The 25,512-nt window shown below is 38.8% G+C and carries 31 protein-coding genes; 10 read left to right on the top strand and 21 right to left on the bottom strand.

From position 1 onward, the window contains the following. Positions 1 to 15: 15 nt before the first annotated feature. Both leuD and leuC read right to left on the bottom strand, forming a co-directional pair. The gene (leuD, locus tag FW778_RS20045; protein ID WP_150416672.1) at positions 16 to 612 is read right to left on the bottom strand and encodes a 3-isopropylmalate dehydratase small subunit; all 597 of its coding nucleotides are present in this window, start codon (positions 610 to 612) and stop codon (positions 16 to 18) included. Positions 613 to 750: 138 nt separating this feature from the next. Next, entirely contained in the window at positions 751 to 2,145 is a 1,395-nt protein-coding gene (gene leuC / locus FW778_RS20040; RefSeq protein ID WP_150416671.1) for a 3-isopropylmalate dehydratase large subunit, read from the bottom strand. Positions 2,146 to 2,430: 285 nt separating this feature from the next. Between leuC and bla the strand changes: the two genes are divergently transcribed. Continuing rightward, positions 2,431 to 3,315 carry a subclass B3 metallo-beta-lactamase gene (gene bla / locus FW778_RS20035; protein ID WP_150416670.1) on the top strand — a complete coding sequence of 295 codons (885 nt, stop codon included), beginning with the start codon at positions 2,431 to 2,433 and terminating at the stop codon, positions 3,313 to 3,315. Between the two features lie 246 nt (positions 3,316 to 3,561). On the opposite strand, the gene FW778_RS20030 is transcribed toward bla, so the two are convergent. The 5 genes from FW778_RS20030 to FW778_RS20010 all read right to left on the bottom strand — a co-directional run bounded on the left by FW778_RS20030 (position 3,562) and on the right by FW778_RS20010 (position 7,342). Further along, positions 3,562 to 3,882 carry a GYD domain-containing protein gene (locus FW778_RS20030; protein ID WP_150416669.1) on the bottom strand — a complete coding sequence of 107 codons (321 nt, stop codon included), beginning with the start codon at positions 3,880 to 3,882 and terminating at the stop codon, positions 3,562 to 3,564. Positions 3,883 to 4,193: 311 nt separating this feature from the next. Beyond that, the gene (locus FW778_RS20025) at positions 4,194 to 4,748 is read right to left on the bottom strand and encodes a hypothetical protein (RefSeq protein WP_150416668.1); all 555 of its coding nucleotides are present in this window, start codon (positions 4,746 to 4,748) and stop codon (positions 4,194 to 4,196) included. 447 nt (positions 4,749 to 5,195) lie between these two features. Next, complete coding sequence (locus FW778_RS20020) at positions 5,196 to 5,636, bottom strand: hypothetical protein (protein ID WP_150416667.1); 441 nt, start codon at positions 5,634 to 5,636, stop codon at positions 5,196 to 5,198. 344 nt (positions 5,637 to 5,980) lie between these two features. Beyond that, entirely contained in the window at positions 5,981 to 6,724 is a 744-nt protein-coding gene (locus FW778_RS20015) for a TonB family protein (RefSeq protein WP_150416666.1), read from the bottom strand. Between the two features lie 33 nt (positions 6,725 to 6,757). Next, positions 6,758 to 7,342, bottom strand: coding sequence for a hypothetical protein (locus tag FW778_RS20010; protein WP_150416665.1), 585 nt, complete (start codon positions 7,340 to 7,342; stop codon positions 6,758 to 6,760). Between the two features lie 326 nt (positions 7,343 to 7,668). On the opposite strand from FW778_RS20010, the gene FW778_RS20005 reads away from it, so the two are divergent. Further along, positions 7,669 to 7,920 (top strand): hypothetical protein, encoded by a 252-nt coding sequence (locus tag FW778_RS20005; RefSeq protein ID WP_150416664.1) that lies wholly within the window; start codon positions 7,669 to 7,671, stop codon positions 7,918 to 7,920. A 234-nt stretch (positions 7,921 to 8,154) separates the two neighbouring features. Here the strand turns inward: FW778_RS20005 and FW778_RS20000 are convergent, their stop codons facing one another. Further along, positions 8,155 to 8,385: a hypothetical protein gene (locus FW778_RS20000; protein ID WP_150416663.1), complete on the bottom strand. Its 231-nt coding sequence runs from the start codon at positions 8,383 to 8,385 to the stop codon at positions 8,155 to 8,157. A 168-nt stretch (positions 8,386 to 8,553) separates the two neighbouring features. Here FW778_RS20000 and FW778_RS19995 point away from each other — a divergent pair, with 168 nt between their 5' ends. Next, positions 8,554 to 9,315 carry an SDR family NAD(P)-dependent oxidoreductase gene (locus FW778_RS19995; protein WP_150416662.1) on the top strand — a complete coding sequence of 254 codons (762 nt, stop codon included), beginning with the start codon at positions 8,554 to 8,556 and terminating at the stop codon, positions 9,313 to 9,315. 2 nt (positions 9,316 to 9,317) lie between these two features. Here the strand turns inward: FW778_RS19995 and FW778_RS19990 are convergent, their stop codons facing one another. The 5 genes from FW778_RS19990 to FW778_RS19970 form a co-directional block, all read right to left on the bottom strand. After that, the gene (locus FW778_RS19990) at positions 9,318 to 10,502 is read right to left on the bottom strand and encodes a hypothetical protein (RefSeq protein ID WP_150416661.1); all 1,185 of its coding nucleotides are present in this window, start codon (positions 10,500 to 10,502) and stop codon (positions 9,318 to 9,320) included. Between the two features lie 21 nt (positions 10,503 to 10,523). Next, complete coding sequence (locus tag FW778_RS19985) at positions 10,524 to 11,108, bottom strand: GyrI-like domain-containing protein (RefSeq protein WP_202552388.1); 585 nt, start codon at positions 11,106 to 11,108, stop codon at positions 10,524 to 10,526. Positions 11,109 to 11,124: 16 nt separating this feature from the next. After that, entirely contained in the window at positions 11,125 to 11,421 is a 297-nt protein-coding gene (locus FW778_RS19980; protein WP_150416659.1) for a YXWGXW repeat-containing protein, read from the bottom strand. A gap of 143 nt (positions 11,422 to 11,564) precedes the next feature. Further along, positions 11,565 to 12,014 carry a DUF2784 domain-containing protein gene (locus tag FW778_RS19975; RefSeq protein ID WP_235906495.1) on the bottom strand — a complete coding sequence of 150 codons (450 nt, stop codon included), beginning with the start codon at positions 12,012 to 12,014 and terminating at the stop codon, positions 11,565 to 11,567. A gap of 26 nt (positions 12,015 to 12,040) precedes the next feature. Beyond that, positions 12,041 to 12,655 carry a class I SAM-dependent methyltransferase gene (locus tag FW778_RS19970; RefSeq protein ID WP_202552387.1) on the bottom strand — a complete coding sequence of 205 codons (615 nt, stop codon included), beginning with the start codon at positions 12,653 to 12,655 and terminating at the stop codon, positions 12,041 to 12,043. Positions 12,656 to 12,839: 184 nt separating this feature from the next. Here FW778_RS19970 and FW778_RS19965 point away from each other — a divergent pair, with 184 nt between their 5' ends. Further along, positions 12,840 to 13,424 carry a cation transporter gene (locus FW778_RS19965; RefSeq protein ID WP_317132392.1) on the top strand — a complete coding sequence of 195 codons (585 nt, stop codon included), beginning with the start codon at positions 12,840 to 12,842 and terminating at the stop codon, positions 13,422 to 13,424. A 118-nt stretch (positions 13,425 to 13,542) separates the two neighbouring features. On the opposite strand, the gene FW778_RS19960 is transcribed toward FW778_RS19965, so the two are convergent. Continuing rightward, a complete protein-coding gene (locus FW778_RS19960; protein WP_150416657.1) occupies positions 13,543 to 13,896 on the bottom strand; it encodes a DUF6249 domain-containing protein in 354 nt (117 codons plus the stop codon). A gap of 139 nt (positions 13,897 to 14,035) precedes the next feature. Between FW778_RS19960 and FW778_RS19955 the strand changes: the two genes are divergently transcribed. Then, positions 14,036 to 14,608 carry an RNA polymerase sigma factor gene (locus FW778_RS19955; RefSeq protein WP_150416656.1) on the top strand — a complete coding sequence of 191 codons (573 nt, stop codon included), beginning with the start codon at positions 14,036 to 14,038 and terminating at the stop codon, positions 14,606 to 14,608. Beyond that, entirely contained in the window at positions 14,605 to 15,015 is a 411-nt protein-coding gene (locus tag FW778_RS19950) for a hypothetical protein (RefSeq protein ID WP_150416653.1), read from the top strand. Before FW778_RS19955 ends, FW778_RS19950 begins: the two co-directional genes overlap by 4 nt. Before the next feature lie 122 nt (positions 15,016 to 15,137). Here FW778_RS19950 and FW778_RS19945 read toward each other — a convergent pair whose 3' ends face one another. After that, positions 15,138 to 15,626, bottom strand: a complete 489-nt coding sequence (locus FW778_RS19945; RefSeq protein ID WP_150416648.1) for an asparaginase domain-containing protein — start codon at positions 15,624 to 15,626, stop codon at positions 15,138 to 15,140. 163 nt (positions 15,627 to 15,789) lie between these two features. Continuing rightward, positions 15,790 to 16,059, bottom strand: coding sequence for a hypothetical protein (locus tag FW778_RS19940; protein ID WP_150416644.1), 270 nt, complete (start codon positions 16,057 to 16,059; stop codon positions 15,790 to 15,792). A 217-nt stretch (positions 16,060 to 16,276) separates the two neighbouring features. Here FW778_RS19940 and FW778_RS19935 point away from each other — a divergent pair, with 217 nt between their 5' ends. Both FW778_RS19935 and FW778_RS19930 read left to right on the top strand, forming a co-directional pair. Then, entirely contained in the window at positions 16,277 to 17,272 is a 996-nt protein-coding gene (locus FW778_RS19935; protein WP_150416638.1) for a hypothetical protein, read from the top strand. Positions 17,273 to 17,534: 262 nt separating this feature from the next. Further along, entirely contained in the window at positions 17,535 to 19,124 is a 1,590-nt protein-coding gene (locus FW778_RS19930) for a tail fiber domain-containing protein (protein ID WP_150416634.1), read from the top strand. Between the two features lie 167 nt (positions 19,125 to 19,291). On the opposite strand, the gene FW778_RS19925 is transcribed toward FW778_RS19930, so the two are convergent. The 5 genes from FW778_RS19925 to FW778_RS19900 all read right to left on the bottom strand — a co-directional run bounded on the left by FW778_RS19925 (position 19,292) and on the right by FW778_RS19900 (position 22,878). After that, positions 19,292 to 19,741 carry a DUF1569 domain-containing protein gene (locus FW778_RS19925; RefSeq protein ID WP_150416629.1) on the bottom strand — a complete coding sequence of 150 codons (450 nt, stop codon included), beginning with the start codon at positions 19,739 to 19,741 and terminating at the stop codon, positions 19,292 to 19,294. Positions 19,742 to 19,743: 2 nt separating this feature from the next. Continuing rightward, positions 19,744 to 20,157, bottom strand: coding sequence for a VOC family protein (locus FW778_RS19920; protein ID WP_150416628.1), 414 nt, complete (start codon positions 20,155 to 20,157; stop codon positions 19,744 to 19,746). A 56-nt stretch (positions 20,158 to 20,213) separates the two neighbouring features. After that, positions 20,214 to 20,633, bottom strand: coding sequence for a helix-turn-helix transcriptional regulator (locus FW778_RS19915; RefSeq protein ID WP_202552384.1), 420 nt, complete (start codon positions 20,631 to 20,633; stop codon positions 20,214 to 20,216). 566 nt (positions 20,634 to 21,199) lie between these two features. Further along, positions 21,200 to 22,423, bottom strand: coding sequence for a hypothetical protein (locus FW778_RS19905; RefSeq protein WP_150416626.1), 1,224 nt, complete (start codon positions 22,421 to 22,423; stop codon positions 21,200 to 21,202). Between the two features lie 32 nt (positions 22,424 to 22,455). Further along, a complete protein-coding gene (locus tag FW778_RS19900) occupies positions 22,456 to 22,878 on the bottom strand; it encodes a c-type cytochrome (RefSeq protein ID WP_150416625.1) in 423 nt (140 codons plus the stop codon). Positions 22,879 to 23,438: 560 nt separating this feature from the next. On the opposite strand from FW778_RS19900, the gene FW778_RS19895 reads away from it, so the two are divergent. Then, complete coding sequence (locus FW778_RS19895) at positions 23,439 to 23,900, top strand: hypothetical protein (protein WP_150416624.1); 462 nt, start codon at positions 23,439 to 23,441, stop codon at positions 23,898 to 23,900. 851 nt (positions 23,901 to 24,751) lie between these two features. Then, the gene (locus FW778_RS19890; RefSeq protein WP_202552383.1) at positions 24,752 to 25,396 is read left to right on the top strand and encodes a toxin-antitoxin system YwqK family antitoxin; all 645 of its coding nucleotides are present in this window, start codon (positions 24,752 to 24,754) and stop codon (positions 25,394 to 25,396) included. The last annotated feature ends 116 nt before the right edge of the window (positions 25,397 to 25,512 follow it).

Here is a 25,512-nt window from a genome sequence, read left to right as displayed (position 1 = left end):
TTTGCTTGGAAAATTTTAATATAAACTCTTTTTGGCAAACGATTGAATTTCTTCTCCCATAGCTTGTAAATAGTCGATGTCATCATAACCGTTAGTTAGGTTATTTTTTTTGTAACCATTAATGGCAAAGGATTCTTTGTCTCCAGTTGCAAGAATCGTAATCATTTGTTCCGGGAGATTTACTTCAAGTTCTGTATTCGGATCTGCCTCAATGGCTTTAAATATTTTAACTAAAAATTCTTCGCTTACCTGTACCGGTAGTATACCAACATTGATGCAGTTATTTTTAAAAATATCAGCAAAAAAACTGGATACCACGCAACGAAAACCATAATCATAAACTGCCCATGCCGCATGCTCACGACTGCTTCCGCTTCCAAAATTTCTTCCACCCACTAATATTTTTCCATGATAAACCGGATTGTTTAATACGAAATCTTTTTTTGGTGAGTTATCATTATTATATCTCCAGTCGCGAAAAAGATTATCTCCAAAACCCTTTCGTTCTGTTGCTTTTAAAAAGCGTGCGGGAATAATCTGGTCGGTATCTACATTTTCAATTGATAAAGGAACTGCTGTGCTTTTTAATACAGTGAATTTATCGTATGCCATGGTGTTTAATTTTTAAGCTTCATCTCAACCTCCTTCAACAAGCTCAGGATGGCAGAAGAAGAGAGACAAAGAGTATTAGTAGTTTATTTATTTTTATTTTGTTTCTTTTTTATATGCAACATCGTGCATCCCACATCGTTAGAGTAGCTCCCTTGGATCAGTAACTACACCGGTAACAGCCGCAGCCGCGGCCATAAAGGGACTCGCCAGCATCGTTCTTGCACCCGGCCCCTGTCTTCCTTCAAAGTTTCTGTTGCTGGTACTAACGGCATATTTACCGGCGGGAATTTTATCATCATTCATTGCCAGGCATGCAGAACATCCCGGCTGACGCAATTCAAAACCTGCTTCGGTTAAAATGTCTAAAATGCCTTCATCCTTAATTTGCTGTTCAACCACATGCGAACCGGGAACAATCCATGCTGTTATATTTTCAGCTTTCTTGCGCCCTTTTACTATTGATGCGAACGCACGAAAATCTTCAATGCGTCCATTGGTACAACTTCCTAAAAAAACATAATCTACCTTTTTCCCAAGCATGGAATCATCCTCATGAAAGCCCATGTAGTTAAGGGATTTTTCATAACTGGACTTGCCACCACCAGCCTGTTCTGCTGTTGGTATGTGTTTGGTGATGCCCAATCCCATACCGGGATTGGTTCCGTAGGTTATCATGGGTTCAATATCTGCAGCATCATAATGATGTTCAATATCAAAAGTGGCATCTGCATCAGTTTTTAATGTTTTCCAGTAGGCCAATGCTTTATCCCAGGCTTCACCTTTGGGGGCCTTTTCCTTTCCCTTAATATAAGTGAACGTTGTTTCATCCGGTGCAATCATGCCGCCCCGTGCGCCCATTTCAATACTCATGTTACAAACTGTCATTCTTCCTTCCATACTCATCTTCTCAAATACTTCACCGGCATATTCAACAAAATATCCGGTAGCGCCTGCAGCTGTTAATTTAGCAATTATATAAAGGACAACATCCTTTGGGGTAATTGCCTTACCCAATTTGCCGTTTACATTGATGCGCATTTTTTTTGGTTTCGGCTGCATAATACATTGAGATGATAAAACCATTTCCACTTCGGAAGTACCGATTCCAAAAGCAATACAACCAAATGCGCCGTGGGTAGACGTATGCGAATCGCCGCACACAATCGTCATTCCAGGCAAAGTAATTCCATTTTCAGGCCCGATAATATGCACAATGCCGTTTTTCGGATTACCAAGGCCCCAGTGTGAAATACCATATTTGGCCGAATTTACCTCTAATGCTTTTAACTGGTTGGCTGAAAGAGCATCTTTAACCGGTAAATGCTGGTTGATGGTTGGGGTGTTATGATCTGCAGTAGCAAATGTTTTTTCAGGAAACATTACTTTTAAACCACGGCTCTCGAGTCCCCGGAACGCAACAGGGCTGGTAACTTCATGAATAAAATGACGGTCGATAAATAGAACATCCGGACCATCTTCAATTTTGCGGACTACATGTGAGTCCCACACCTTGTCGAACAATGTACTTGGCATATGCTTTTGTAGTTTTTTTATTGGAGTGCAAAATTCCTAAAATATATGGACATTGCCCTCTTTTGTGCAGTTTTATTTATAAGAATTGACAAATAATTATTAATAAACTAACCGCGGAAAGCTTTAAAGGGAAATTATTTAATAATTACAGGCTTATTTTTCCCGATCAGCCTTATAAGGGTTTCTTCAAGTTATGTAATTGGCAATCCGCAGACAAAGAATTGTTTTAAGTTTTGCTTCGATAATTTATCATGATATATTTGACATTCACCATTCAATTCCAAAATGTCCGGGTATTCAATACACTTTGTTTTAATTGCCGTTGTTTTATCGTTAACATCATTAACTGTGAGTGCACAAAAAGTACAAGAGCCCAGAGCAGATGCTGAATGGGTAAAGCCCTGCCAGCCATTTCGCATAGCAGGAAACCTGTATTATGTAGGCACTTATGAGCTTGCCTGTTATCTCATTACAACTCCACAAGGAAATATACTCATTAATACAGGGCTTTCATCTTCAGCAGTACAAATAAGGAACAACATTGAAACCTTAGGCTTCAGGTTTGCTGATACCAAAATACTTTTAAACACCCAGGCTCACTACGACCATATGGGTGCAATGGCTGCCATTAAAAAGAGCACCGGCGCCCGGCTGATGGTAGACGAAAAAGAGGCAGATGTGTTGGCAACCGGCGGAAGCTCAGATTATGTATTGGGTAAATATGGCAGAACTTTTGAGCCTGTAAAGCCCAATCGCTTATTGCGTAATAATGATACTATTACATTAGGCAATATGCAACTGGTAATGTTGCATCATCCGGGCCACACAAAAGGCTCCTGTAGTTTTTTGTTTACTGTAAAGGATAACCAGCGATCTTATAAGGTACTTATTGCAAACATACCCACTATCGTCACGGATGAGCCATTTGCAACAATAACAACTTATCCATCCATAACAAGTGATTATGCTTATACCTTAAAAGCGATGAAAAATATATCATTTGATATTTGGCTTGCATCGCACGCAAGCCAGTTTAAATTGCATGAAAAGCATAAGCCCGGCGATGCATACAATCCGGGTGCTTTTATAGATCAGCAAGGTTATGATGCGGAACTCAGTGAAATGCAAAAGGAGTTTGATGAGAAGATGACGAAAGATTCGCTCCACTAAATAGAACACCCGAAATAAGATGAATACCAAAATGATTTGCCCGGACTTAAAGTAATACAGGACTTTTGAGACAACTCCTGTATTGCAAATGGTTAAGAAAGTTTATTATACTTGTTGAATGATCAAAGAGAATTAATCCCTCATCATTTAGATCAGCATACCCTGCCGGATGGACGCGGTTTTCCTTCTTCAAACAAAATATAAAAGATCGCTGAAGTTCACAATACATTTTCATCTCTTCATCAACTAGTTCCCAGGCGAACGATAATTAACGGTCATTTTTGCTGCCTTGTCAATTTCTTCAGGAGTTAAAAGAAGGGTCGTTGATAGATTAACCATTCCCGATGCATTAATGGTTAAAGCAAGTGCAGCAGCAGAAGTTGTATCAGGCAATTCAGCTATGGCGTACACATCATAATCTCCGAAAGCAAAATAAAATGCCTCTAGTTTACCGCCGATGTCAGCAATCATTTTTGCAATGGCTTCTTTCCGGTTGGTGCCACCCACTTTAAGCAATCCTTTAACGCCGTCTTCATTGTAAGCGGCAGTTATTAAAAACTTTGTCATGTTGTTTTATTTTGGTTAGATAAATCTTCTTAAATATAACGAAACATCCTTTCTGTGCAAAACAAACTTATTTATTCGTTTTGTAAACCGCGACCTGAAAATTCGGTTGGGTATTGCTGAAGTAAGCATAGGCTGCATAAAGAATTTAACAATGGCGGATATACCTAACCGTTATGTTAAAAAATTTTAAATGAAAAAACCGCTCACGGACTGTAATGCTATAGTGTAAGCTAATGGAGAGATATCCTGCTCCGGCACAGCGCACTAAGTTACCACAGGAATGAAACGGTTCCTAAAGATCCGGCGATTTTTTAGCGAAGCTTTTTAAATTTTTCTACTTCTTCAGGTTGATCGTTTTCAATTCGTACGGTTGCAAACTTATCTGGTGCTTCAAGCTTTACAACCCAAATTTCCCGGAGCGCTTCATTCACTCTGGCTACCTGGTTGATTTTGTAACCGGCGTAATCACTATGAATCATCTGCTTGTAGTGCCTGGGTAGCAATTTCTCATCAGAATAATCAATACTGTAAACAAGGTTGCCCTTTTTATCAAACAGGCTGCGGGTTTTTATATTTCCAACGGTAAATTCTGCTAATACATTATCGTCCACTTTTACCCAGGTAATGTTTACCGCATCGTCAAAAGGCGTGGTAAAATATTGCAATATCTTTCGCTCCGTTTTTTCATCACTTATATAATTTTTTAACCCCGAAAGATCTGGTTTAAGATGGGCCATATTTACGGCATCGGCACTTTCCGCAGTGTAGGCCGTTTGCCTGGTTGTGTTAACCTGGGAAAAGGAAGAAAATGCGATGAGCGACGCTGCACCAGCGAGTAACAGGTGACGAATGATTGTTGTTTTCATGATTGTAAGATTTAAAAAGTTTATGAAATCCTGTATAAATGTAGACCTGAAAAGAAGTAAGTGATAATGAATTGTTATCTCCGGCAATGCTTTCTGGTAAAGAGTTTCGTTAAGATAACGTTAACGGGAAAACCCAGGCATGTAATTGGTAAACTGAAGGAAAAAAATGTGCTACTGAAAGCGCATGAATATTTTTTTAAAGGAAATGCTAAAACGAAATTATTTAGGTGAATATGTTGATGAATGGCAAACTGCTCCGTTGTGGAAGCGGCCATAGTTACTTCGTGTAGACGTTGCAGTTAGCGAACATAAAAAAATTAGAGCATCTGGAAACGTCACTAACTAATATGCAGGCAAAGATGAAAGATACCGGCTCAATTAAGTAAGTTGAAAAGAATAAGTGTTCGTCTTAATTAACATCGTGAGAATTGATAAAATGGATGCGCTTTATAGCCTTTTAAATATGAGTATTCTGTTCGTGGTTCTAATAATAAGATTACCATTACTTTCAAAACTATATTCAATGGAAGTGCAAATATTATTGACGAATTCCTGCCCCCAGGAAGTTTCCGCAAGTTTAGTCATGAACAGAGATGGAATTGACAATAGCCGGTTTGCGCCGGTTGTATAGTTGCACTTCGATATCTGGTTCGTTAATGTGTGCCCATAAAATATGCCGGTAGTATTGCTCTTAGGGATAAATGTAATTACAACTTCTCCCTGAAGGTCAGAAGGTTTGGATATTGTTAAACCCGAAATATGATCTTTCACCGTAATCATTCTCCAGGTTCCGTTTAAGGAAGTGGGAACAAATTCAACGGAGTATTCTTTGCTACAGGAAAACAGTGTAAAACTCGCCAGCGCAATGAAGGCTAATATTCGCTTCATAAAAAGGGCTTTCTTTATGGATTGGTTTTGTGATTAAAACGCTGCACAATCTAATAGTTCCCTTTCCTTTCCCGCTGATGCCCCTGCCCTATTCCATCATATTATAATTTATTAATCAGATGAATAAACCTCTGAAACTTACTATTCACGGGCAACGGAAGGGTTACCCTAAATAACACTAATTCAGACAATACACTTGCTATACGATTTAACCAAAATCGCTTCAGATATATTTTGTTCGAACTAAACGATAAATATCAATACTTCGCTTCTTCGTTTTCACGTTTTGGGAATTCTAAGCAGGTTTTTTGTTTTACACAGGGCGGAATGGAAATAAAACATCATTATTTTTTTTCTGGCTGTAAAGGATATTCAAAAGGTTGTATTCTATACGCATTTACCGGTTGGTTGAATAAGATAGCACTATTCCACTTCGGGCTGTCTGAAATTACCCGCAAGGCATCATTGTCTACGTTCCTGTACCCGGACGATTTGAAAATCTTCGCTGCTATAACGTCGCCATTTTCATCAATTATAAATTGTACCTGCACCTTTGCGGTTATGGCGCTGTCGCCTTTTACTGACAAATCTCTTGCAGCATTTTTAACAATATAAGATTGCCATGCTTTCGTTCCACCTTTAAATTCAGCGTCTTTTTGAAAAATATAATGTTTGATTCGTTTGCCATCTTCGTCAAATCCTTCTACAACTGCTTCGGAACTGTTTGAGGGCACATAAAGGTGCATAGCTAGCTGGCCGCCAGGATAGTAGTGAAATAGATAAATAGTTTTTTTATCCTCTGTAAAGGAAGAATCTGCTATGCGCCCGTTTTTGAAATACAATATTTGTTTACCTATTGGATTTTGCATCACCGTATCAGGAAAAACGGATATGCCTCTTACCGTTTTGGTGTTTATCCAGTAAGAGGTGCAGCTATAAGCAGTACCGTCTTTTATAAAGTCTGCATAAAATGCCGCTTTTTCTTTGGAAGTCTCGATCCAGTTCGCGTCATAGTACCTGGTTATTTTCGTTTGTGCCTGTGCGTTACAAGCAGCGATTGTAATTAAAAAGGAAAAAAATAATTTCATAATTTGTAGGTATATAAAATTTAAATTGAGATTTTAATGGGAAGATAATTCCTTGTCAAGCTTTGCCAGTATCGTTTCGAGGCTCGCAGAAAACTTTGTATATAATTTATTCACTTGCTTATGTTTATTCGCAATTAAAGCGCCGGTAGTACCTTCAAACTTTTTGCCATGTGATGAAGGATCTGCAAGATCATCAGAATAAGTGCACTTCATTAAATACCTGTTTTCAGGCAGGTAATAAAATGCAGCAAAAAACCCGGTATGCAGGGCGATTAATGCTACCGGTGTAGCAATTAAGCCAAGTCCGCATACAATATAACCAGCAATTTTTTCGCCTTTGGAAGCTATTCTACCATCTTTAAATTCCAGGGAAATATAATCTTTGTCTTTTCGGTTTTTCTTATGCAGGTTAAATGAATGACCGGAAGAATTGAATTTCTGTATCTCAGTATTAATAACACTATCCATATCTTCCTGGTATGCCTCATGTATACGGGATGAATACTCCCATTCAATTCCAACGTCATGCGTATTCCGGGTAGTTTTAGATGCATCGGACTTTAAAGTTGAACAAGAATAGAAAAGAATAATTGTTGGAATAAACACGAGGTATTTCATAATTAGTTTTTGGTTTTTATTTAATTAAAAATAAATTATAACGGCAAAAAAAGATCGCAAATGAACTTTTCAGCAATATAGTCAAACGCTTTTTTTTCCTGGTTATTGTTTCTCCTTAAGTGTTAGTTATTTATTAAAATGTTAGCCAGCCTAAGTCATCTTTCGCTGATCACTTCGCGGGGTTTGCGTACAGGATAACCGAGGCCGCCGGGTATTAAAACCGGCAATTGCCGCGTATATAAATAAAAAGAATTATTTTACCTGTTGAAAGGGTAATTACAGGCACTGCATTCTGTGAACCTCTTAAAAAACATAACACAATTGCTATGATTATTTCCGATTATTGGATAAAGCTAGGTCTGATCTTTGGCATCCTGGTTTATTTAGGCACTTTCATGGCAGGACTGGTGACACATAAGCTGGAGCAGTATATATTCATTATAAATACCTTATCGGGCCTGGCCGTATTGATTTATTGGGGGCAGAAACAGTTGCGGATAACTCAGCACATCTTTGAAGGGAGGGAAATGATATTCCTGGGAGTTGAATTGATCATTGTTACGGCTGCAGTTTACTAACTTTTGTCTTCACCGGTCAGTAACTGGCTAAGGATAACACAGTATATATTTTTTGCAATCCATTTTATCTGCCTTTTGTTGTTGCTCGCTTTTTTCTTATTTTTTAAGATGAATAAATTAGTTTGATGACATAAAGTAAGCCTGCCTTTTTGAAGAAATTTCGACTCGCTCAGGAATTCACTTTTAAAGAAACAACAAATACTCACTTTAATTAATAACGAATAAGCCTAACCGTTATACCAGCAACTTCGCTAATGAAAACGATTCATTAACTGACACCTTCGTAAAAGGGGCAAAACAAACTATGCGACGGAAATGTTCAAATGTTGAAAACAATAAATGCATCAAGCTATTGGTAGTTGTTAACTTTTCATATAAAGTATTGAAAGTATTCCATAGTGTATTGGCGCCACCACCGCCATCTTGTTTCTTACTATAAAAACCCCTCCATAAAGGAGGCAGCATCAGACCAAACGGTTAAAGTTCTTTTTCATTTAAAAATATTGAGGGACTAAATGTTATCGTAATTTTAAAGAAGTTGTAAGAGATTTGCATTGAGAAAGTGAGTAGTGGCTTGTAAACGGTTAGCAGGTAAACTAACTCACATTCAAAATTGACCATAAAACTATTATAATGATTTTTGAAAACAAAGTAGCCATTGTAACCGGAGCCGGGCAAGGTATTGGTTATGAAATTTGCTCGAGCCTTGCGGCAGAAGGTGCGAATGTTATTTTAAATGATGTAGATCAAACATTGGCTGAAAGTGCTGTGAAACGGATCATTGAAAATACCGGCGGCAATTGTATAGCGCTTGCAGGTGATTCCGGCGATATGGCATTTATTCAAACAATGGTTGATACTGCAGTTGCTCAATTTGGTAAGCTTGATATTGTGATTGCAAATGCGGGTATTACTTTATTCGGAGATTTTTTTACTTACAAACCTGAATCTTTTTTCCGGGTGATGCAGGTAAACCTGGGAGGTACTTTTTTTTTGGCGCAGGCAGCCGCGAATCAAATGAAAAAGCAGGGATCAGGCGGATCGTTATTATTTACATCTTCTGTAACCGGCCACCAGGCGCACAAAGACCTTGCTGCCTATGGCATGAGTAAAGCTGCCCTGGAAATGCTGGCAAAAAATTTAGTGATAGAACTGTCGCAGTATAAAATCAACGTTAACACCATTGCACCCGGCGCCACTTTAACCGAAAGAACATTAGATGATCCGGAATACGCAACTACATGGAAAAGAATAACACCGATGGGCAGAGCTGCAACCGTATCGGATATTGCCAGCACCGCTTTGTTCCTTGTTTCTGAAAAAGCAAAACATATAACAGGGCAAACTTTAATAGTAGATGGCGGATGGACATGCATTAGCCCGTCACCTTTTTAATCCTACTGTGCTATTTCAACCTGTGGTTTGCGTTTCCAGTTAATATTCTGCAGTATTGCCCCAAATGCCATGCATGCTGCAAGCAATACAATAAACCATCCGAGGAAAGGCATTAAGCTGATAAGTTTAAGCACAATAAAAATTCCTAACGCTGTAAATACCAGTTTCCAATAACTCCATTTGTGATTAAAACGGTTGTTAATCCAATGTGCGGCCACCAGCGAAGTAATGACGGTTGCAAGCAGGATGAGTATTATATAATTAAACAGTAACAATAAGCCCACGGGTACACCTATGATAGTTATAAAAGCTATGATAGCTGCGATAGGTACCGCGATAAAAAAGAGCAAACCAAATCCTGATGATTTTAAAGTTTTATTGAAAACGGTATCTCCTGCTTTTTGCATTGTTGCATTAAATAAATACTGAATTATAGCAATCATCAATAATGCCATCCCGATATACCATAGTAATCCCATTACTGACATACCGCCAAGGTAATACCAGCGGCCTGTTTCAATTTTTAGTGAAGGATCATATATGGCTTTCCCGTTTTTTATTGATTGCCTGAAGTCCACTGACCCAGCCTTGTTCCAGTAACGAACATCATTATTGAATGAAGCATCATTGCCTATCGTGATTTTATTGGCTGCTATAATTGATGGCCCCATAACAGTGCCATTCATTTGCAGGTCTCCTCCCCTTACATCTATGTCTTTTTCTGCACGGCCATTAAAAACAAGGCTCCCGAACCCAGCCTTTACAGATTTATTTACGGTACCATTGAATGTGATGTCGCCACCACCCATCAACAACCCACCACCTATAACAACATCCCTGTTAACAGTAACCTGTCCACCTGCAATTACCAGGTCGCCACCAATGCTTTTTTGTATATACAACCTTCCCCCTGCGCAACGAATATCATCTCCCACATAACCGTTAAAAGTGACAGTGCCTCCTGCAACTATAATATCATCACTTACAGAATCATTAATATTGATAGTGCCCCCTGTACAAATCAAATCACCAAATACTGGGGCATTAATAGTTACTGACCCCGCTGAAACATACAGGTCTTCATGGACGGGCTGGGTTATTACAACGTTATTACCATATTCCAAACGAAATGAAAAGGCCTGAATCGTAAAGCCTAATGTGATAATAACAGAAAATATCTTTCTCATAAAACGAGTTTAACTATTAATTTATTCCAGGGGCTGATAAACATCTGTTTGAATTTCGGAAGGGTCTTTTACCGTTGCAGGATCATTTATATATACTTCGAAAGGCGCACTTTTTGCTTTTCGGGTATTTTCATTCATCCATTTTCCAATAGCATTGTAGGCTTGCCCCACCTGGTCATACGGCCCCCGGATATGTGCAATCAATACTTCACCACCGGGCTGTACCTTAGAATGAATGCGCCCGTTAACTGCTTCAGGTATTTTATTAACTTCAACGGCGACGTTCATTATCCACGGTGGCTGCACGGAACCATACCATGCCATAAATTTTAAAGGTTGTAACTGATTTTGCTGAACAAACTGCATTATTTCACCATACGCTTTCCCCAGAACATCTTTTATTCCGTCAGTCGTAGCTGCTGTGTCGGTTATAAAAAGAATATTCATATCATTGAATGCAGTTTTATCCAGCGTAATTTTCACCGGGATAGTATCATTTACCCAATGCTTTATTGGTAATAATGAAATAACACCTGGCCGTTGATCAGATGATATACAAATAATAAACAGCCATAATAAAGCAAGCTTCGAAATTTCTTTTTTCATAATAAACGTTTTATAATCATTTTCTCCATCGCCCCGGATTATAATACCATTCATGATGGTTTCTCTTCCAGTCTCCGGGCACCCACCTGATTCCATCGCGTGGTCTTGTCCAATAACCATCGCGCCATAAATATGAATTGCCGTTGAAATACCACTCTCCTCCAATCCATATATAACCGTCTCCGGGGCTTAGCGGCATTATCACAGATGGATGTTCAGGCGGCTGGCCAATAAGGAAACGATAATGCCCATTGCAGGAGAAAAGCACCCCAATAATTAATGCAATTGCCAGGTTGCCAATTATCTTTTTCATATTGAATTATTTTAGAGCTTGCGCCTGATGGTAACCAGGAAAGCAACGTCCTGATTGCAGGTTTTCTTTTTAATATATTCCAGTGAAATATTTTAAGAAATAAAATTATAAACACGACAGGCGGAAATAAATGACAACAATCATTAACTCAAATGATTTTGAGATTTATTCTTTTTTATTCGCCAGTCTTTTATATTTAAACAGGCACTCAGAATAAAGCATAAAAGGAATATAACTAGTGTAGCATTCTCCACCATTTGTTCATTAAGATTAATGCCTGATAATTTGAGAATAAGAAAATGAATATAAGAGTTGGAGTGATCTTTGTACCCCAGCCTTTGCCTTACCGTCCAATGCCAGTCGGTACAAAAGCAGTAACCCCATCCATACCAAATGCCGAGGAAGAACCAGGAGAAGGCAGTAAGGGAAATAGTAATCAAATGCAGCTTTCTCGTCTTTTGAAAAATCCATCCGACTATATTAAACAACGTAAATATTGTATGAAAAACAAAGAAGAAAATATTGAGGAAACTGTACCACATACGCAAGAAAATATGAGGTTTTACAAGACTATTAAGGGTGCAAGTCTCCATCAAAAATATTTAACCCGGCTATATTATCATGCTTTTTTTTTGAAGCTGCAAAATAAAAAACTCTGTGATGTATTGAACGGTGTAACATGATCTTCGTTTATGCAACGAATTTTATTAAATCCATGACGAATTTCCTCTTGTAATGCAGTTTCTGAATATTGTTTTACCGCGAGGCCACTGCAAGTTTCCGGCCCGTTGACCGAAAATGTCCCTATTGTCAAATAATCATTAACCGCTTTCCTCGCCGTATCCATGTATTTTTTAATCTGCCCTGATGTGGTAAGAAAATGAAAAGTAGCCCGGTCGTGCCAAAGTGTATAACTTTCGGTTGGTACAAAATCAACGATGTCGCTTACAATCCACTTTACTTTTTTTGCTGCATCGCCAAGGCGGGCTTTTACCTTTTCAAGTGCTTTTTCTGAAATGTCAAGAACTGTAATGTCCTCATATCCTTCCTTCAATAAATAGTCCACGAGTTTACTATCTCCGCCCCCAATATCAATAATTTTTGCATTCTTTGCCAGGCTGAAAGAATGTATAAAGTCCAAAGAAGTTTTTGGAACCTCCTGAGTCCAGCTTACCTGGTCTGGCCCTTTTGTTTTATAAACAGCGTTCCAATGATTTTGAATTGAGTTATCCATGATATAAAGTTCAAAATTTTAAAACTTATAGTATGTTACAAAAGTTACTTATAAATGCGCAAACCCTGTCGCGAACCAACGCATTCTTATAAGTATCTTTAATTTTACAGCGAATAAGATGGGATTACTAAAAACCTTTCCTTTCCGGCAGGAACAATTATATAAATAGGCTTCAGGACTTGCCCTGTTTACAATCATCTATAATATTGGCGAAGGAGTGGCATCACTCTATTTTGGCTTCGAGGACGGCAGTCTTGCGCTTTTTGGTTTTGGTGCAGATAGTTTTATAGAAGTGCTTTCGGGTCTGGGAATTGCTCATATGGTATTGCGCATTCAAAGAAATCCCCATAGTATCAAAGATGATTTTGAGCGATCGGCTTTAAGAATTACCGGTTTTTCTTTTTATACTTTAGTCGCGGGGCTTGTAACAACCAGTATCTACAATACCTGGACTAATCATAATCCCCGAACGACATTTGCAGGAATTATAGTATCCGTTATATCAATTATGGTTATGTGGGCCTTAATTATGTTGAAAACTAAAGTCGGAAAAAATCTTAACTCGCAGGCAATCCTTGCAGATGCCCAATGCACAAAAGTTTGCATTTATATGTCAATAGTATTGTTGTTCAGCAGTGGTATATACGAAATTTTGCACATCCCGTACCTAGACAACTTAGGAAGCCTCGGCCTTTCTTATTTCTCATTTAAGGAAGGCCGGGAATGTTTTGAAAAAGCAAAAAGTAATAAAGATTGCTGTTGTAAATGAATCGGCTCTCACTTGCTTTTACTTTTCAGAATTTTCAAAATTCTCCCGCATAATAATATACCGAAAAATCGAATATTCTTTAACGTTATGATCTGGCCGTTTAGGGTGTTTTTGCAAATTATTTTTGCTCTTTCTCCAGGTTACCTGTCATTTGGAAACCCACAAATAATCCAATGCCGGCCATTGTAAATATAGCTGCCGGATAAATGGCGTCCTGGTTTAAAGAAGTATAGGTAGATAATAAAAGTGCAATGAAAACTCCCACACCGATGCCTATCAGCAGTAAGGCTAAATTCAGGATAATTATCCTGCCGGTGGGGATGGCGTTTTGCCTCCCTTTCATAAAAATGCCGGCATCAACTCCTTTCTCAATTAACGCAAGGCGCTCTTTGTTTCGGGTGGATAAAAACAGGTAGACAATGCCAAAAATTGCGAGGAATAAGCTTATCGGTATCAAAAGTTCCGGGCCCATGGTGATTTGTTTTTAATTATATAATTTTATTTCGTTCATGGTTATGACGACACAATTTTGTTACAGGTTACAGTAATTGTAAAAAAGTTTTTACAGGATGTAACCGGGCCTGGCTTGTTGTCGTCTTATTATTATTCATATGGTTAAAGAGAACGATCAACATTATATCCACCTGGTGCTGAAGGGTGACACCAATGCGTTTGCGGTATTGGTGGAAAGATATAAGGATATGGTATTTACGTTATCGTTGAAGATGCTCAAAGACAGGCATGAAGCAGAGGAAGCTGCGCAGGATACGTTCTATAAAATATATAAATCATTATGTAAGTTTAACGGGGATTCTAAATTTTCAACCTGGATTTATAAAATAACTTTTAATGCTTGTCTCGACAGGCTAAAGAAGAATAAAAGATTGCAAGTCATCACCAGCCTGGATGAATCCAGGGAAATGGAAGCAACATCTGTATTGAATGTGTTAGATTCTATTGAAGAGAAGGAGCGCAGACAAATGATCCGGGATTGTTTACAGTTGTTGCCCGGCGAGGAAAGTTTTTTGTTGACGTTATATTATTTTGAGGAACAATCTTTAGAGGAAATTGCAAAGATTATCGGTATTAACCCGAACAATGTTAAGATAAGATTATACAGGAGCAGGAAAAAGTTGACAGTTCTTATGAAAGAGCGTTTGGAACCAGAAAGTACAATATTATGAAAGGGAACGAGGATAAAAATATTGAACATTATGTTCAGAGGGCGATAAAAGAAACTCCATTAGAATCACCTCCTCATGATTTTACTGCTAAAGTTATGGCCAACGTTTTGGCAACCGACAAGAGTAAGGCCACTATCTATAAACCTTTAATTTCAAAAAAGGGCTGGCTTCTTGTTTTTGCGATTATTGCCACATTGGGCTACTTCATCGTAAGCGGCAGTTCGCAAAACCAGGCTAAGGTATGGTCGTTCGGCCCGGGAATGAAGAATTTTATTCACACGTTTGGTGATGTGCCTTTATTTCAATTTTCAAGGATTACTACAACTGTAATTGTTTTAGCTACCATAATGATATTTATACAAATAACCTGGCTGATAAATCATTTAAATAAGCGGTTTGAAAAGTAGGATTTACCCGTTGCAACTTGTTTATGCCTTATACTAACTGTATTGCCTGTACGAATAAATCATTCAAACAGATATTTAAAAACCGGGTTTAGAGATTTCATGCACAACCAGGAAGTCTAAAGCTATTTTATTTCTTCAAATACACCGGTCTGTTTGTTCTTCCATACATTGTCCCAGTTAAAATAGCGGCCATTCATTGCCACATATACTCCCACGGGTAGCGTTTGTGCAAAGGCAAGCGCGCTGCCAAGATTAAACAGCCCGTCTGAACTACCAAACTTAATCGGGATCATGGCGCCGGTGAGTATGATGGTTTTGTCCGGCACTTTTTGTGCCAATGCTTTGGCAGTGTCGGCCATGGTATCAGTGCCATGTGTAATTACTATTTGTGTTTCATCACAGTTGTTGCATTGGTGTATAATCAACTCGCGGTCTTCGTCTGTCATTTCCAGACTATCCACCATCATCAGCGTTCGTATTTCCACAGGAACTTTGCTACGACCCATTTCCAGGAGGTCGCCCAGGTGGCTGTCTTTAAAATATAGTTTACCGTTCAGCTCATTATATTCCTTATCGAAAGTGCCGCCTGTAATAAAAATGCGGATTGCCATCAGTAAAATTTTAAGGTGAAGTTAAACGAATTTGGGAATTAAATTTTTGTGTATCATCGTTTCCCAAAGAGGTTTTCCTTCTTTTTAACCGTGTAAATCAACCATTAATTCCAGCGGACGTTAGTTCCTGCCCAATGCAAAAAAACCAGGTCACATTGAGTAATTATTGTTTTTCCATTACAATAGAAGATGTGGCTGATTGTAGCATGTTATATGTTTCACCTGAATCGTCGAATGTGAAGCCTTTCACGGCACTTTGGGTAATGGTAAGCAAGGTCCCATTAAATTTATAATGGCCACCACTGGCGCCTGACTGATATGCCCCGCTTCCGTCTACGACTGCCGTTACACCAACTTGGGGAAAATAAATAGAATCAGAACCGATGAGCTTATACGATCCCGAAGTGTGAGGATACAGATTCGGCCAATCCATTAGCTATTCGCCGTTACCATAGTACTGTCTTTTCATCGATATCGTCCCGGCCGGCATAAAGTTCTATTGCTAATCCGGCTTTTCATAATTGATGTGATCTTTTTTCAATGGTATTTTTTGCGGATGTTGCCAAAAACCCGGCATGTTTCTTTTTTAATTTGCACTTCTTGCAAAAGCTGACTTTAGTCTTTATATTCGGAATAAAAATCATTGAACGGTGGATGCGATAGCGTTACAAATAGCCCTTTTAAAAGAGATAAAAAATCACCTGCCCCCTCATCTTGCGTTGGTGGATGCATTGGCTGAGCAGTTACACCTCAGTAATGACAGTGCGTATAGGCGCCTCCGTGGGGAAAAACATCTTACTTTAGACGAAGTGTCCCAACTGGCTGCGCATTATAAAATTTCCCTGGATTCATTCCTTCATTTACAAAATGATGCACTGATTTTCTGGGGAAAGAACATTGACAGGAATACATTCGATTTTGAAAATTACCTGCAGGGCATCGTTAGCCAGCTTCAATATTTTATGCCGGCTAAAGAAAAAGTGATGTATAGCCTGAACAAGGATATTCCTATTTTCCATCATTTCATGTTCCCGGAACTTGCTGCGTTCAAATGTTATTTCTGGAGCCGCTATGACCTGGATTACCCTAAGTTTAATAAAGGGCAGTTCCTGATAGATGATTTCATAGACATTTTTAATAAAACAGGCCGGAAGATTTCTGATTTATATCTCCAGATTCCATCAGTGGAAATGTGGAATATGGACTGTATTAACACCACTATCAGGCAAATAGAATATTACCGTGAAACAAAAATTTTCAAATCGCAGCAGGATATTAAAACTGTTTATGATTGCCTGGAGAAGCTCGTTAATCACATTGAATTGCAGGTTGAGTATGGATATAAATTTCCTCATCAAAATCCACAGCAGGAAAATAAAATTAAGTATGCGTTTTATATTAATGAATTTTTCCTTGGAGATAATACAACATTGGTTGAGATGGATGGCATGAGAATGGTTTTCATTAACCATAATGTAATAAATTATATGATGACCAAAAATGCTGAATTTATTAATTACACCTTTGATACACTTAAAATCCTGCTAAAAAAATCCATGCTCATCAGTGAAATAAGCGAGAAAGACCGTCAACTGTTTTTTCATAATCTACGGGAGCGGATACACGAAAAAAGAAAATCAGTATAGCCGGGTTTACAGGCAAAAATGTAAATGCATATCCTGAGGGAAACAAAGTTGTGGTCATTTTAAAATTCTCCGCGGGGAAATTTTTAAAAACAAGTGTTATGTATTAAATTTAGGTTAGTAAGTAACCTATCAAAACACTTTCCTCGCCTCTGTTGTTCATATGGCTACACCGGGGTATTCAATATCTGTAGCTTGAATTTCTCTATACCAAATGATCGCAACAATTAATTGTTAACAATTAATACATTAAAAACATACAACAATGAAAAAGCTATTCCTGCTTTCAATCGTGATTATTTTATTTAATAAATCTTCCCTGGCTCAAAGTGTAGGAATTGGTACCACCACGCCTGACGCCAGTTCTATGCTTGAAGTAAAGTCCAGCGATAAAGGACTTCTTCTCCCAAGGACTTCTGCCACAAGCAGGACAGCTATAGTAAATCCCGCAAAAGGGTTAATCGTGTATGATACAACTACGGGCAGCTTTTGGTTCCATAACGGCAGCGCATGGACGCAAATTGAATCTGGTGGCGGCAACTGGTCGCTTACCGGCAATGGAGGTTCAAATCCGGCTACGAATTTTGTTGGTACAACCGACGCGAATTCGTTAGCAATTAAAGTAAATAATCAACGCTCCGGATACATTGATTATACTTCACCGTTCAAAACAAACTTTGGCTATCAGAGTTTAAATGCTGCTTTTGGCACAGCAAATTCTGCCTTCGGTTACCAGGCACTTTTTACGGATACGTCCGGAATTTATAACACGGCGCACGGCTATCAGTCGCTGTACTCCAATAGTATGGGAAGTTTTAACACGGCCATTGGAGCAGCCTCGCTTAATCATAACTCTACTGGCAATTACAACATGGCAGATGGGTATTACGCTCTTTACTCTAACATTGACGGCTATAGCAATACGGCAAGTGGTTACTATGCGCTATATGCAAACAATTATGGCCATGGAAACTCCGGATTTGGCACCAATGCACTTAACTCGAATACAACAGCAAATTTCAACAGTGCCTTTGGCTATGCTTCGCTCTACTCTAATTCAACGGGAACTTACAACACCGCCTGCGGAAGTGCGGCGCTTTACAATAACAATGGAAGCTATAACACAGCTGGCGGCTTTGAAGCCCTGCGGCTGAATAACGACAGTTACAACACTGCCTTCGGTTACCAGGCGCTCCGTAATACCACTGCCTCAGAATATAATGTAGCATTCGGTTATAATGCAGGCACCACTCTTAATAACGGGTATAACAACGTGTTTCTTGGCGCTAATACTGATGTGAACGGAATTGGATATTATAACGTAATTGCAATAGGACAAGCTACCGTTTGCACTGCAGCCAGCCAGGTCACTATAGGAAATTCTGCAACAAATTCTTACCGGGCTTATGCGAACTGGAGCAATATCAGTGATGGCCGGTATAAGAACAATTTAAGGGAAGATGTACCTGGCTTAAAGTTTATTAATGAGCTACGTCCTGTTACTTATACGCTTAATGCAACAGCAATAGATCAATTTCTTCATAAAAATACCCCCGCAGATAAGAAATTGAGCGCAGAAGCAAAAGCGGCACAGGTTAAAGCATTGAGTGAAAAAGAACAGGTAAGGTATACCGGCTTCGTAGCGCAGGAAGTAGAAAAGACAGCAAAAAAATTAGGGTTCGACTTCTCCGGGATTGATGCACCAAAAAATGAAAATGATTTGTATGCGCTGCGTTATGCAGACTTTGTTGTGCCACTGGTAAAAGCTGTGCAGGAACAACAGCAGCAAATTGAAGAATTAAAAAAACAAAACACTGAATTAATAAACCGTATTGACGCATTGGAGAAGAAATAATTTATCTTTTGCTGCATGGAATATTTCGTGTATACGATAGCGTTAGTTACAAAATGTCTTTCAATTTAATCCCGGCGCTCCCCTTCTAACGGCAATGCTCAATTAGAGATACACATCACAAACAACCCGGGTTTGTATGTCACCGTTTTTGATTATACTTCCTGCTCTTATACTCCAAATTGACGTAAATGATGATCGGAATGCTTGTAAATAAATTCTCCTAATTGATTTTTGGTCATCTTTCCAAAAAACCAATGCGTGAAATTATCCTCCGGGAAAGTTCCGTACCTGGTAATTAATTGTTTCCAGTTTTCTTTCTCTGCTGCCAAGTCTAAAACAGGCTCAGTCACTTTAAATTGGGGCCGGGTGGGGGCATTTTTGTTAATCCCGGTGGTTTCATCTTTCAATATGCTGGCAATTGCACGCTTTCCAAATATTCTTCCTAAAAAAGAACGCTTTACTTTTATGTTTCCATAATAATACTCTTCGCACCTGGAGCAATGTTTCACCATTTGCGCAACCGTCATCTTACCCCATTTAGCCTTGCTCTTATCGCTTAATGAATTAATTCTGTCGACTATTTCTTCTCTTATGGTATTATCAAATATTGATTTCATAATTATGAATTTATTTGTGCCAGTGAAAACCAATTCCCCGAATCGTCAAGGAATAAAGCTTCATAGCCATAAAACTCTTTCGTTGGTGGCTTTTTAAAAACAACTCCTTTAGATTTTAATTCTTCGTAAGTGGCCAGCAGGTCTTTGCAGGTAAACACGGCCGCGCCAAATGTCCCTTTCTTTATCAGCGTGGTCATTATTTGTACAGTTTCTTCGTCGAACATACCACCTTCCGCAACAAGAAAGAGTGTAATTTCTAATTCCGGTTGTTCCGGTGGAGTTACGGTAAGCCACCTTGCGCCTTCGCCCATTGGAGCATCTGTGTGAACTTTAAATCCAAGTTTGTTAACATAGAAATCGTAAGCGCTGTTCTGATCGAGAACATAAATGCAGGTATGGGTAATTTTTGTAATCATGTTTTTCTTTTTTGCAAAGATGCGGACTGCATTTTTTAGTTACCTCTCCAAAATTGCTATTTTGTCCACCCGTTATTTTCTGCAAAGCAATTAGGCACAAAAAGCAAGGGGTTTAACTGCATGGCATTTTTTTGAGCATGCTGTTTTTTCTGAAAGCTTGATGGTGTTTGTCCTGCAATTCGTTTAAACATTCCTGCAAAAGAAGTTGGGCTGTCAAAACCAACCATTATACTTGTTTCCAGTACGGAATGGCCTTTCGCTAATAAAATTTTAGCCTTTTCCATCCTGGTTTTTATAAGATAATTATTGGGTGTACTTCCATAAATTGATTTAAAAAGCCTGATGAAATGAAACCTGGAAAAGTTTGCCTGGTCGCATATGTTGCCGAGGTCAATATTCTCAGCGTAGTGATCATCAATAAAAAGTTTTGCCTTAACTATTCGCTTGTATAAATAAATCTTTTCGTATTGTTCCATTCCCTATCAAAATTAATGGATATCCATATAATTCCACCAGGCCCGCAGATCACTCATTCTTTATAACTCAACAAATGCAGCCACGATAGCGAGCCATTTGGAAGGAGTTCGGAAAGTTGTGAAATGACGAAAATGGAAGTTCAAAGATGGAGATAATAACACAGCGATAAGTTTAATATCTGAGGGCTACCGCCAAACCGTCATGAATACCGGGAGTTGCAAACATTACATGAGCAGCATTTTTATATGTGCCCTTGCTTTTGTAACGAAGGAATATTACTGTTTTAAAAACTCTACTATTTTGTTTTTTTCCGTGTCCGTTAGCAAGGCCCTGCTTTGCATATGCATGCCCACGGTTTCCCACTTCTCAGGCGAAAAGGTTGAAGGCGATGGGGTATTATGGCACCGCTGGCAATTCTCCCCCCATAATTGTGCGCCGGACTTGGCCGAGATCTTTTGACTGGCGGTGCAGCTATTCAGTATTACTATCATCGATCCAATCATAAGGATCAATATGCCTAAAATTGTGACTTTTTTATTATTTATAATTTTCATTATTGTAATTTTTAAAGTTCAATGCAAAATTGTACGTACATAGAATTATTTTTAGTAACCTCGCCGTTATGACCTCCCAGGTTAGTACTTTCTGTATTGGTTCCTTTAATCCCTTCGTATGAGAACCTTACAACGGTACGCCAGTCGATCCAGTAATTAAGGCTTAGGGCAAGTGAATTATCTTTCGTTCCCCAAAGCGAATTGGCGGGTGATGTGTAATTGCCGTACCGTGCGGCCAGCTCAAAGTTTTTTACCACTTTATTTTTGGAAAACATGGGCCGCACAGCAGCCATAATATACCCGGTTTTAGTATGATTGTTAAATGTATAGCTTGCAGTATCTACCGGGTTTATATAGCTCGCGTTATCCAGTTTAGCCTCACTGTATTGGCCTTTAATATTTATTTGAAAGGGAGTTAAATTTTCTACCAGGTTTAAATCCAGTGCAAATAAATTGGCCTCGGCGTTTTTATACTGGCTGCCTTCATCGCCTACCTTCCCGGTCATCAGCGAGGCTCCTAATTCAAGCGATGAATTAGCCAGTGGCAACCACCCTATCCTGCCTGTAAATGTTTTGTTTTTGTTATTATCAGTGATCCCGATAAACTGGGTTGTCCCATCCGGCTGAAGTTGCATGCCATTCGAAATGGCAAAGTCGTAGCTCCACTTCATAGTACCTGCCTGGAGACCACCCTCGGCTTCTACCCCATAATCTGAGGCATCAGCAATACCAATAGGATCTGAGGCTAGTTTATTAATCCAACCCGCCGCCAGCCGTTTGTTATAAGTACCAAAAGGCAAAACCAGGTATCCGCCCCTTAGTATTAATCCCGGGGCTGCATAATAAGAAACATCGGCCCAGTTAACACCAACGCCCTCTGAGCTGAACGATGGCTCAAATTCCAGCAGGAATTTTTTACCATGTCTCCAAAGCAGCATCGGACTGAACTCAAAGTGATCGGCATCACCCAGGTTATTGGTTTTTGAGACTTCGCTTGCCCCTTGGTAAGTAACCGTGGTTTTATTGCTTACATAGCCAAAAGTTAGCAGCCCCACAATCATTACATGTGATTCTTCAGGCTTAATATAGTATGCTTCCTGCTCAAGTGCGCTTACGCGGTCAAGGAGCGACGAATCAACAACGGTGGTAGGCTCCTGGGCTTTCGCAAATATTGAAAGCAACAGGCATACGCTTAACAACTTTAATTGCTGAATGAATTTTTTTAAGAAGTTCATAAAAATAAATATATAAGTGATTGAATTAGTGTTTACTTAAGTGTCCTGATATAGTTGATTACAGCCCAGCGTTGGTCGACGCTTAATACTGACTTAAAAGGCGGCATGGCGGTATGTCCATGTCCTTCAGAAATTTTATAATACAAAGTACCGTCAGATTCTGCCTGTATTGCAGCCGATGTATGGTCAGCGGGCTTAGGATTCAACGATGCTGATGCCGGCCCATCTCCCCTGCCCTTATTGCCATGGCAGGGAGCGCAGTATGCTATATATATAGTTTTGCCATTTTTTATGGAAGCCGCATCGCGGGGCTCCGGATTTCTAAGGCTTTCGCTGCTCTTGGGAACCGGCCATGGATTAGCCTGTGCCTGAGTGAAATAAGTACTAAATAACAATGCCGTAAGAATTGCAATCGTTTTGCAAGGATTGAATAAACCTTTGTGGAAGGGGCTCATAGAAATAAATTTTTTATGTGGTTAATAAATTGAACAAATTTGTTTAGGCGAAAATAGAGATGATGGTAAGGGATTTTTATGATAGAAATCATGCAGTTAGATGATAATAGCTGTTTCGGCCGTTATACTGTCACTCAATTGTCGTTTTTCAAGGGGGGGGGTACATGAGAGGGTACTAACGTACCAGGCTAATTGAAAAAATATAACCCCGGGAAATTTTTACATATGCGTGTTTGGATAGCAAAGAGCGATTGCTAACGGTGATACGGTAACTTCGTATAGCTGACGGTCCACGCCGTAAAGTTGATTCGCCACACCGAAAAGTCGACGACCCACACCGTAAAGTTGATGCGCCACACCGAAAAGTCGACGACCTACACCGTAAAGTTGATGCGCCACACCGTAAAGTCGGCGCACTTTACGGTAAAGTGGATGGGCCGCCGGGCAAGGTGAGATTGGATTGTCCTAACGACAATTGCAAATAGCGAATGTTAAACGATTGAAAATCAATTTGCAAATTTGGGAGGAGTGCCATATATTTAAGTGTAAGGTGCTACATAATGACAGACTTCACAACTATTAAGAAAATCGGTTATAGACAAGCCTTTAAAGCGATTACAGTTGGACTTGTAATTGCTTATATTATTATGGCTCTGATGGCAGGACCTTTTTGGTTATTTCAGGTTGATTTTGCCCCGACAATTTTGTTTGCCGCAATTATCATTTATATCGCAGGTTATTTCTTTGGCGGATTGACCAGTATTTGGATTTCAAAACAAAGCCGACTTGCTATTCTGTTCGGAATAATTGGGGGGTTTTTAATTGTTTGGACTGCGACATTTTTCGGAAGTCTTATCGGTTTTATGAAAGAAGGCTTACCAAATAATAGTGAAATAAGCGAACCAATTCACGACTACATTTATAAACCATTAGGTTTGGTGACAATTTTCGGTATGCTACCAATTATTATAGTAGGTATTTGGTTTGGACTTTCCATTAGGAAAAAAGTCGACAATATTTAAATGGATAAATATCTACTCATTTATGTATATACAGCACTGCTGACATTCGTTGGACTGTTATGTCTATTTGCAGCTTTTCGTAAAATGACAGCAAAGGAAAAAATGACAAAGGCATTAGAAAGACCACCTATAAGAAATTACGGCAATCCTTTTCTTTGGTTGTTCGGACTTCTTTGTATCATATTTGCAATTTTATTACTCTTCAAAACAACCCGATAAACAGACGTAGAAATGCAGCACCTTACATTGGGTTTGCTGCTATGCTGGCTGACCTGCAAGTCCTCATCTTTTGTAATACTATCAGCAGCAGTCCGGGCAGACTTTCATTATTCATCTTTTGTATTTATCTTCATCAATAGTTTTTCAATTGTGCTAACGTTATGTCCCAGCCGAGTCTCCCGCAGGGGACTCGGCGTGCAGAGACACCATAAGATCTTGTATTTTCCAATCAATATTTGTAAAGCAACAAATAGCTGAATCGGATGGAATATATTTTATAACAATTACCGGTTATAACTGGTTGCATTTGTATGATGTTACCTATTGATACCGGTTAGTTTATAAATGGTTCGACCTTTTAAAAGAAAACATGCATTACATTACCGGCTATGTTATTCTTCACACGCCGAGTTCCCTGCGGGAGACTCGGCTGGGACAAAATTATTAGCCCGTTGGATAATTTAAAGTTAACATACCTGTATTTACGCTACCTGTGAGGAACCGCGTATTTTATTATAAACGTTTAAAAAGCAGAGCTTAAGAAAAATTGTTTTCTAAAAGAAGTAGCATATTTTAGCTTAAATACACACGTTAGCGGTAACCTTATGACAGTATTTAAATTGATAATTTTCTTGACGACACTTTCTTTGTTTAGTTGCAAGACAAACAATAAAAATATTATTGCAAAATGGGAAAATGGTAAACCCAAAATAGAAAGAGTTTATTCCGACACACCTAACTGTTTCATTGAAAAAAATTTTTATGAAAATGGCCAGTTGGCAAGTGAAACAAAATTTATAGACTCGACAAAAAACGGTGAATCGGTTGCCTATTATAAAGACGGAAAACTATTAGGAAAGTGCATTTATAAAAATGGAAAAATCAACGGAGAAGTAACTGAATTTCACAAGACCGGAAGTTTAATGTTTAAAGGCAATCAGATTGACGGAAATTTAGTTGGCACTGCGACGCATTATTATGACAATGGCAAACCTGAAACTGAACTCTATTACAAAGACAACAAAGTATTTCTTGTTAATTATTGGGACAGTAGCGGCATGCAGCAAATAATAAATGGTGATGGTATTAAGAAATTTCAGGACTACTTGAATAAAAATAAAAATGGCAATGACACAACAATAAACGTCTTTGTAGTTGGAATTTATAAAGACAGTTTACACAATGGACTTTGGAAATACTACAATGTGACAGACAACAAACTTATTTTAGAAAGAGATTTTAAAGACGACAAAATAATTTCTGAAATCTGGAAATAATTATGTGGTGACAGACAAAGGCTACCGCTAACAGGCGGTTCCTATGTACCTAAATTCTCCTGAGAAAGTTAATATGGTAGAAGTATTTTATTAATTTCTTTTGAAAGAGAAAGATT

Origin of the sequence: Ginsengibacter hankyongi (assembly GCF_008710285.1) — a bacterium.
GTDB classification, from domain to species: domain Bacteria; phylum Bacteroidota; class Bacteroidia; order Chitinophagales; family Chitinophagaceae; genus Ginsengibacter; species Ginsengibacter hankyongi.
Note: the sequence above shows the minus strand (reverse complement) of the source record. Positions and strands in the feature narration are given on the sequence as shown.

Excerpts from the sequence above, each read along its gene's own strand:
- leuD (WP_150416672.1), bottom strand. The coding sequence starts at position 612 with ATGGCATACGATAAATTCACTGTATTAAAAAGCACAGCAGTTCCTTTA.
- leuC (WP_150416671.1), bottom strand. The coding sequence starts at position 2,145 with ATGCCAAGTACATTGTTCGACAAGGTGTGGGACTCACATGTAGTCCGC.
- bla (WP_150416670.1), top strand. The coding sequence starts at position 2,431 with ATGTCCGGGTATTCAATACACTTTGTTTTAATTGCCGTTGTTTTATCG.
- FW778_RS20030 (WP_150416669.1), bottom strand. The coding sequence starts at position 3,882 with ATGACAAAGTTTTTAATAACTGCCGCTTACAATGAAGACGGCGTTAAA.
- FW778_RS20025 (WP_150416668.1), bottom strand. The coding sequence starts at position 4,748 with ATGAAAACAACAATCATTCGTCACCTGTTACTCGCTGGTGCAGCGTCG.
- FW778_RS20020 (WP_150416667.1), bottom strand. The coding sequence starts at position 5,636 with ATGAAGCGAATATTAGCCTTCATTGCGCTGGCGAGTTTTACACTGTTT.
- FW778_RS20015 (WP_150416666.1), bottom strand. The coding sequence starts at position 6,724 with ATGAAATTATTTTTTTCCTTTTTAATTACAATCGCTGCTTGTAACGCA.
- FW778_RS20010 (WP_150416665.1), bottom strand. The coding sequence starts at position 7,342 with ATGAAATACCTCGTGTTTATTCCAACAATTATTCTTTTCTATTCTTGT.
- FW778_RS20005 (WP_150416664.1), top strand. The coding sequence starts at position 7,669 with ATGATTATTTCCGATTATTGGATAAAGCTAGGTCTGATCTTTGGCATC.
- FW778_RS20000 (WP_150416663.1), bottom strand. The coding sequence starts at position 8,385 with ATGCTGCCTCCTTTATGGAGGGGTTTTTATAGTAAGAAACAAGATGGC.
- FW778_RS19995 (WP_150416662.1), top strand. The coding sequence starts at position 8,554 with ATGATTTTTGAAAACAAAGTAGCCATTGTAACCGGAGCCGGGCAAGGT.
- FW778_RS19990 (WP_150416661.1), bottom strand. The coding sequence starts at position 10,502 with ATGAGAAAGATATTTTCTGTTATTATCACATTAGGCTTTACGATTCAG.
- FW778_RS19985 (WP_202552388.1), bottom strand. The coding sequence starts at position 11,108 with ATGAAAAAAGAAATTTCGAAGCTTGCTTTATTATGGCTGTTTATTATT.
- FW778_RS19980 (WP_150416659.1), bottom strand. The coding sequence starts at position 11,421 with ATGAAAAAGATAATTGGCAACCTGGCAATTGCATTAATTATTGGGGTG.
- FW778_RS19975 (WP_235906495.1), bottom strand. The coding sequence starts at position 12,014 with ATGGAGACTTGCACCCTTAATAGTCTTGTAAAACCTCATATTTTCTTG.
- FW778_RS19970 (WP_202552387.1), bottom strand. The coding sequence starts at position 12,655 with ATGGATAACTCAATTCAAAATCATTGGAACGCTGTTTATAAAACAAAA.
- FW778_RS19960 (WP_150416657.1), bottom strand. The coding sequence starts at position 13,896 with ATGGGCCCGGAACTTTTGATACCGATAAGCTTATTCCTCGCAATTTTT.
- FW778_RS19955 (WP_150416656.1), top strand. The coding sequence starts at position 14,036 with ATGGTTAAAGAGAACGATCAACATTATATCCACCTGGTGCTGAAGGGT.
- FW778_RS19950 (WP_150416653.1), top strand. The coding sequence starts at position 14,605 with ATGAAAGGGAACGAGGATAAAAATATTGAACATTATGTTCAGAGGGCG.
- FW778_RS19945 (WP_150416648.1), bottom strand. The coding sequence starts at position 15,626 with ATGGCAATCCGCATTTTTATTACAGGCGGCACTTTCGATAAGGAATAT.
- FW778_RS19940 (WP_150416644.1), bottom strand. The coding sequence starts at position 16,059 with ATGGATTGGCCGAATCTGTATCCTCACACTTCGGGATCGTATAAGCTC.
- FW778_RS19930 (WP_150416634.1), top strand. The coding sequence starts at position 17,535 with ATGAAAAAGCTATTCCTGCTTTCAATCGTGATTATTTTATTTAATAAA.
- FW778_RS19925 (WP_150416629.1), bottom strand. The coding sequence starts at position 19,741 with ATGAAATCAATATTTGATAATACCATAAGAGAAGAAATAGTCGACAGA.
- FW778_RS19920 (WP_150416628.1), bottom strand. The coding sequence starts at position 20,157 with ATGATTACAAAAATTACCCATACCTGCATTTATGTTCTCGATCAGAAC.
- FW778_RS19915 (WP_202552384.1), bottom strand. The coding sequence starts at position 20,633 with ATGGAACAATACGAAAAGATTTATTTATACAAGCGAATAGTTAAGGCA.
- FW778_RS19905 (WP_150416626.1), bottom strand. The coding sequence starts at position 22,423 with ATGAACTTCTTAAAAAAATTCATTCAGCAATTAAAGTTGTTAAGCGTA.
- FW778_RS19900 (WP_150416625.1), bottom strand. The coding sequence starts at position 22,878 with ATGAGCCCCTTCCACAAAGGTTTATTCAATCCTTGCAAAACGATTGCA.
- FW778_RS19895 (WP_150416624.1), top strand. The coding sequence starts at position 23,439 with ATGACAGACTTCACAACTATTAAGAAAATCGGTTATAGACAAGCCTTT.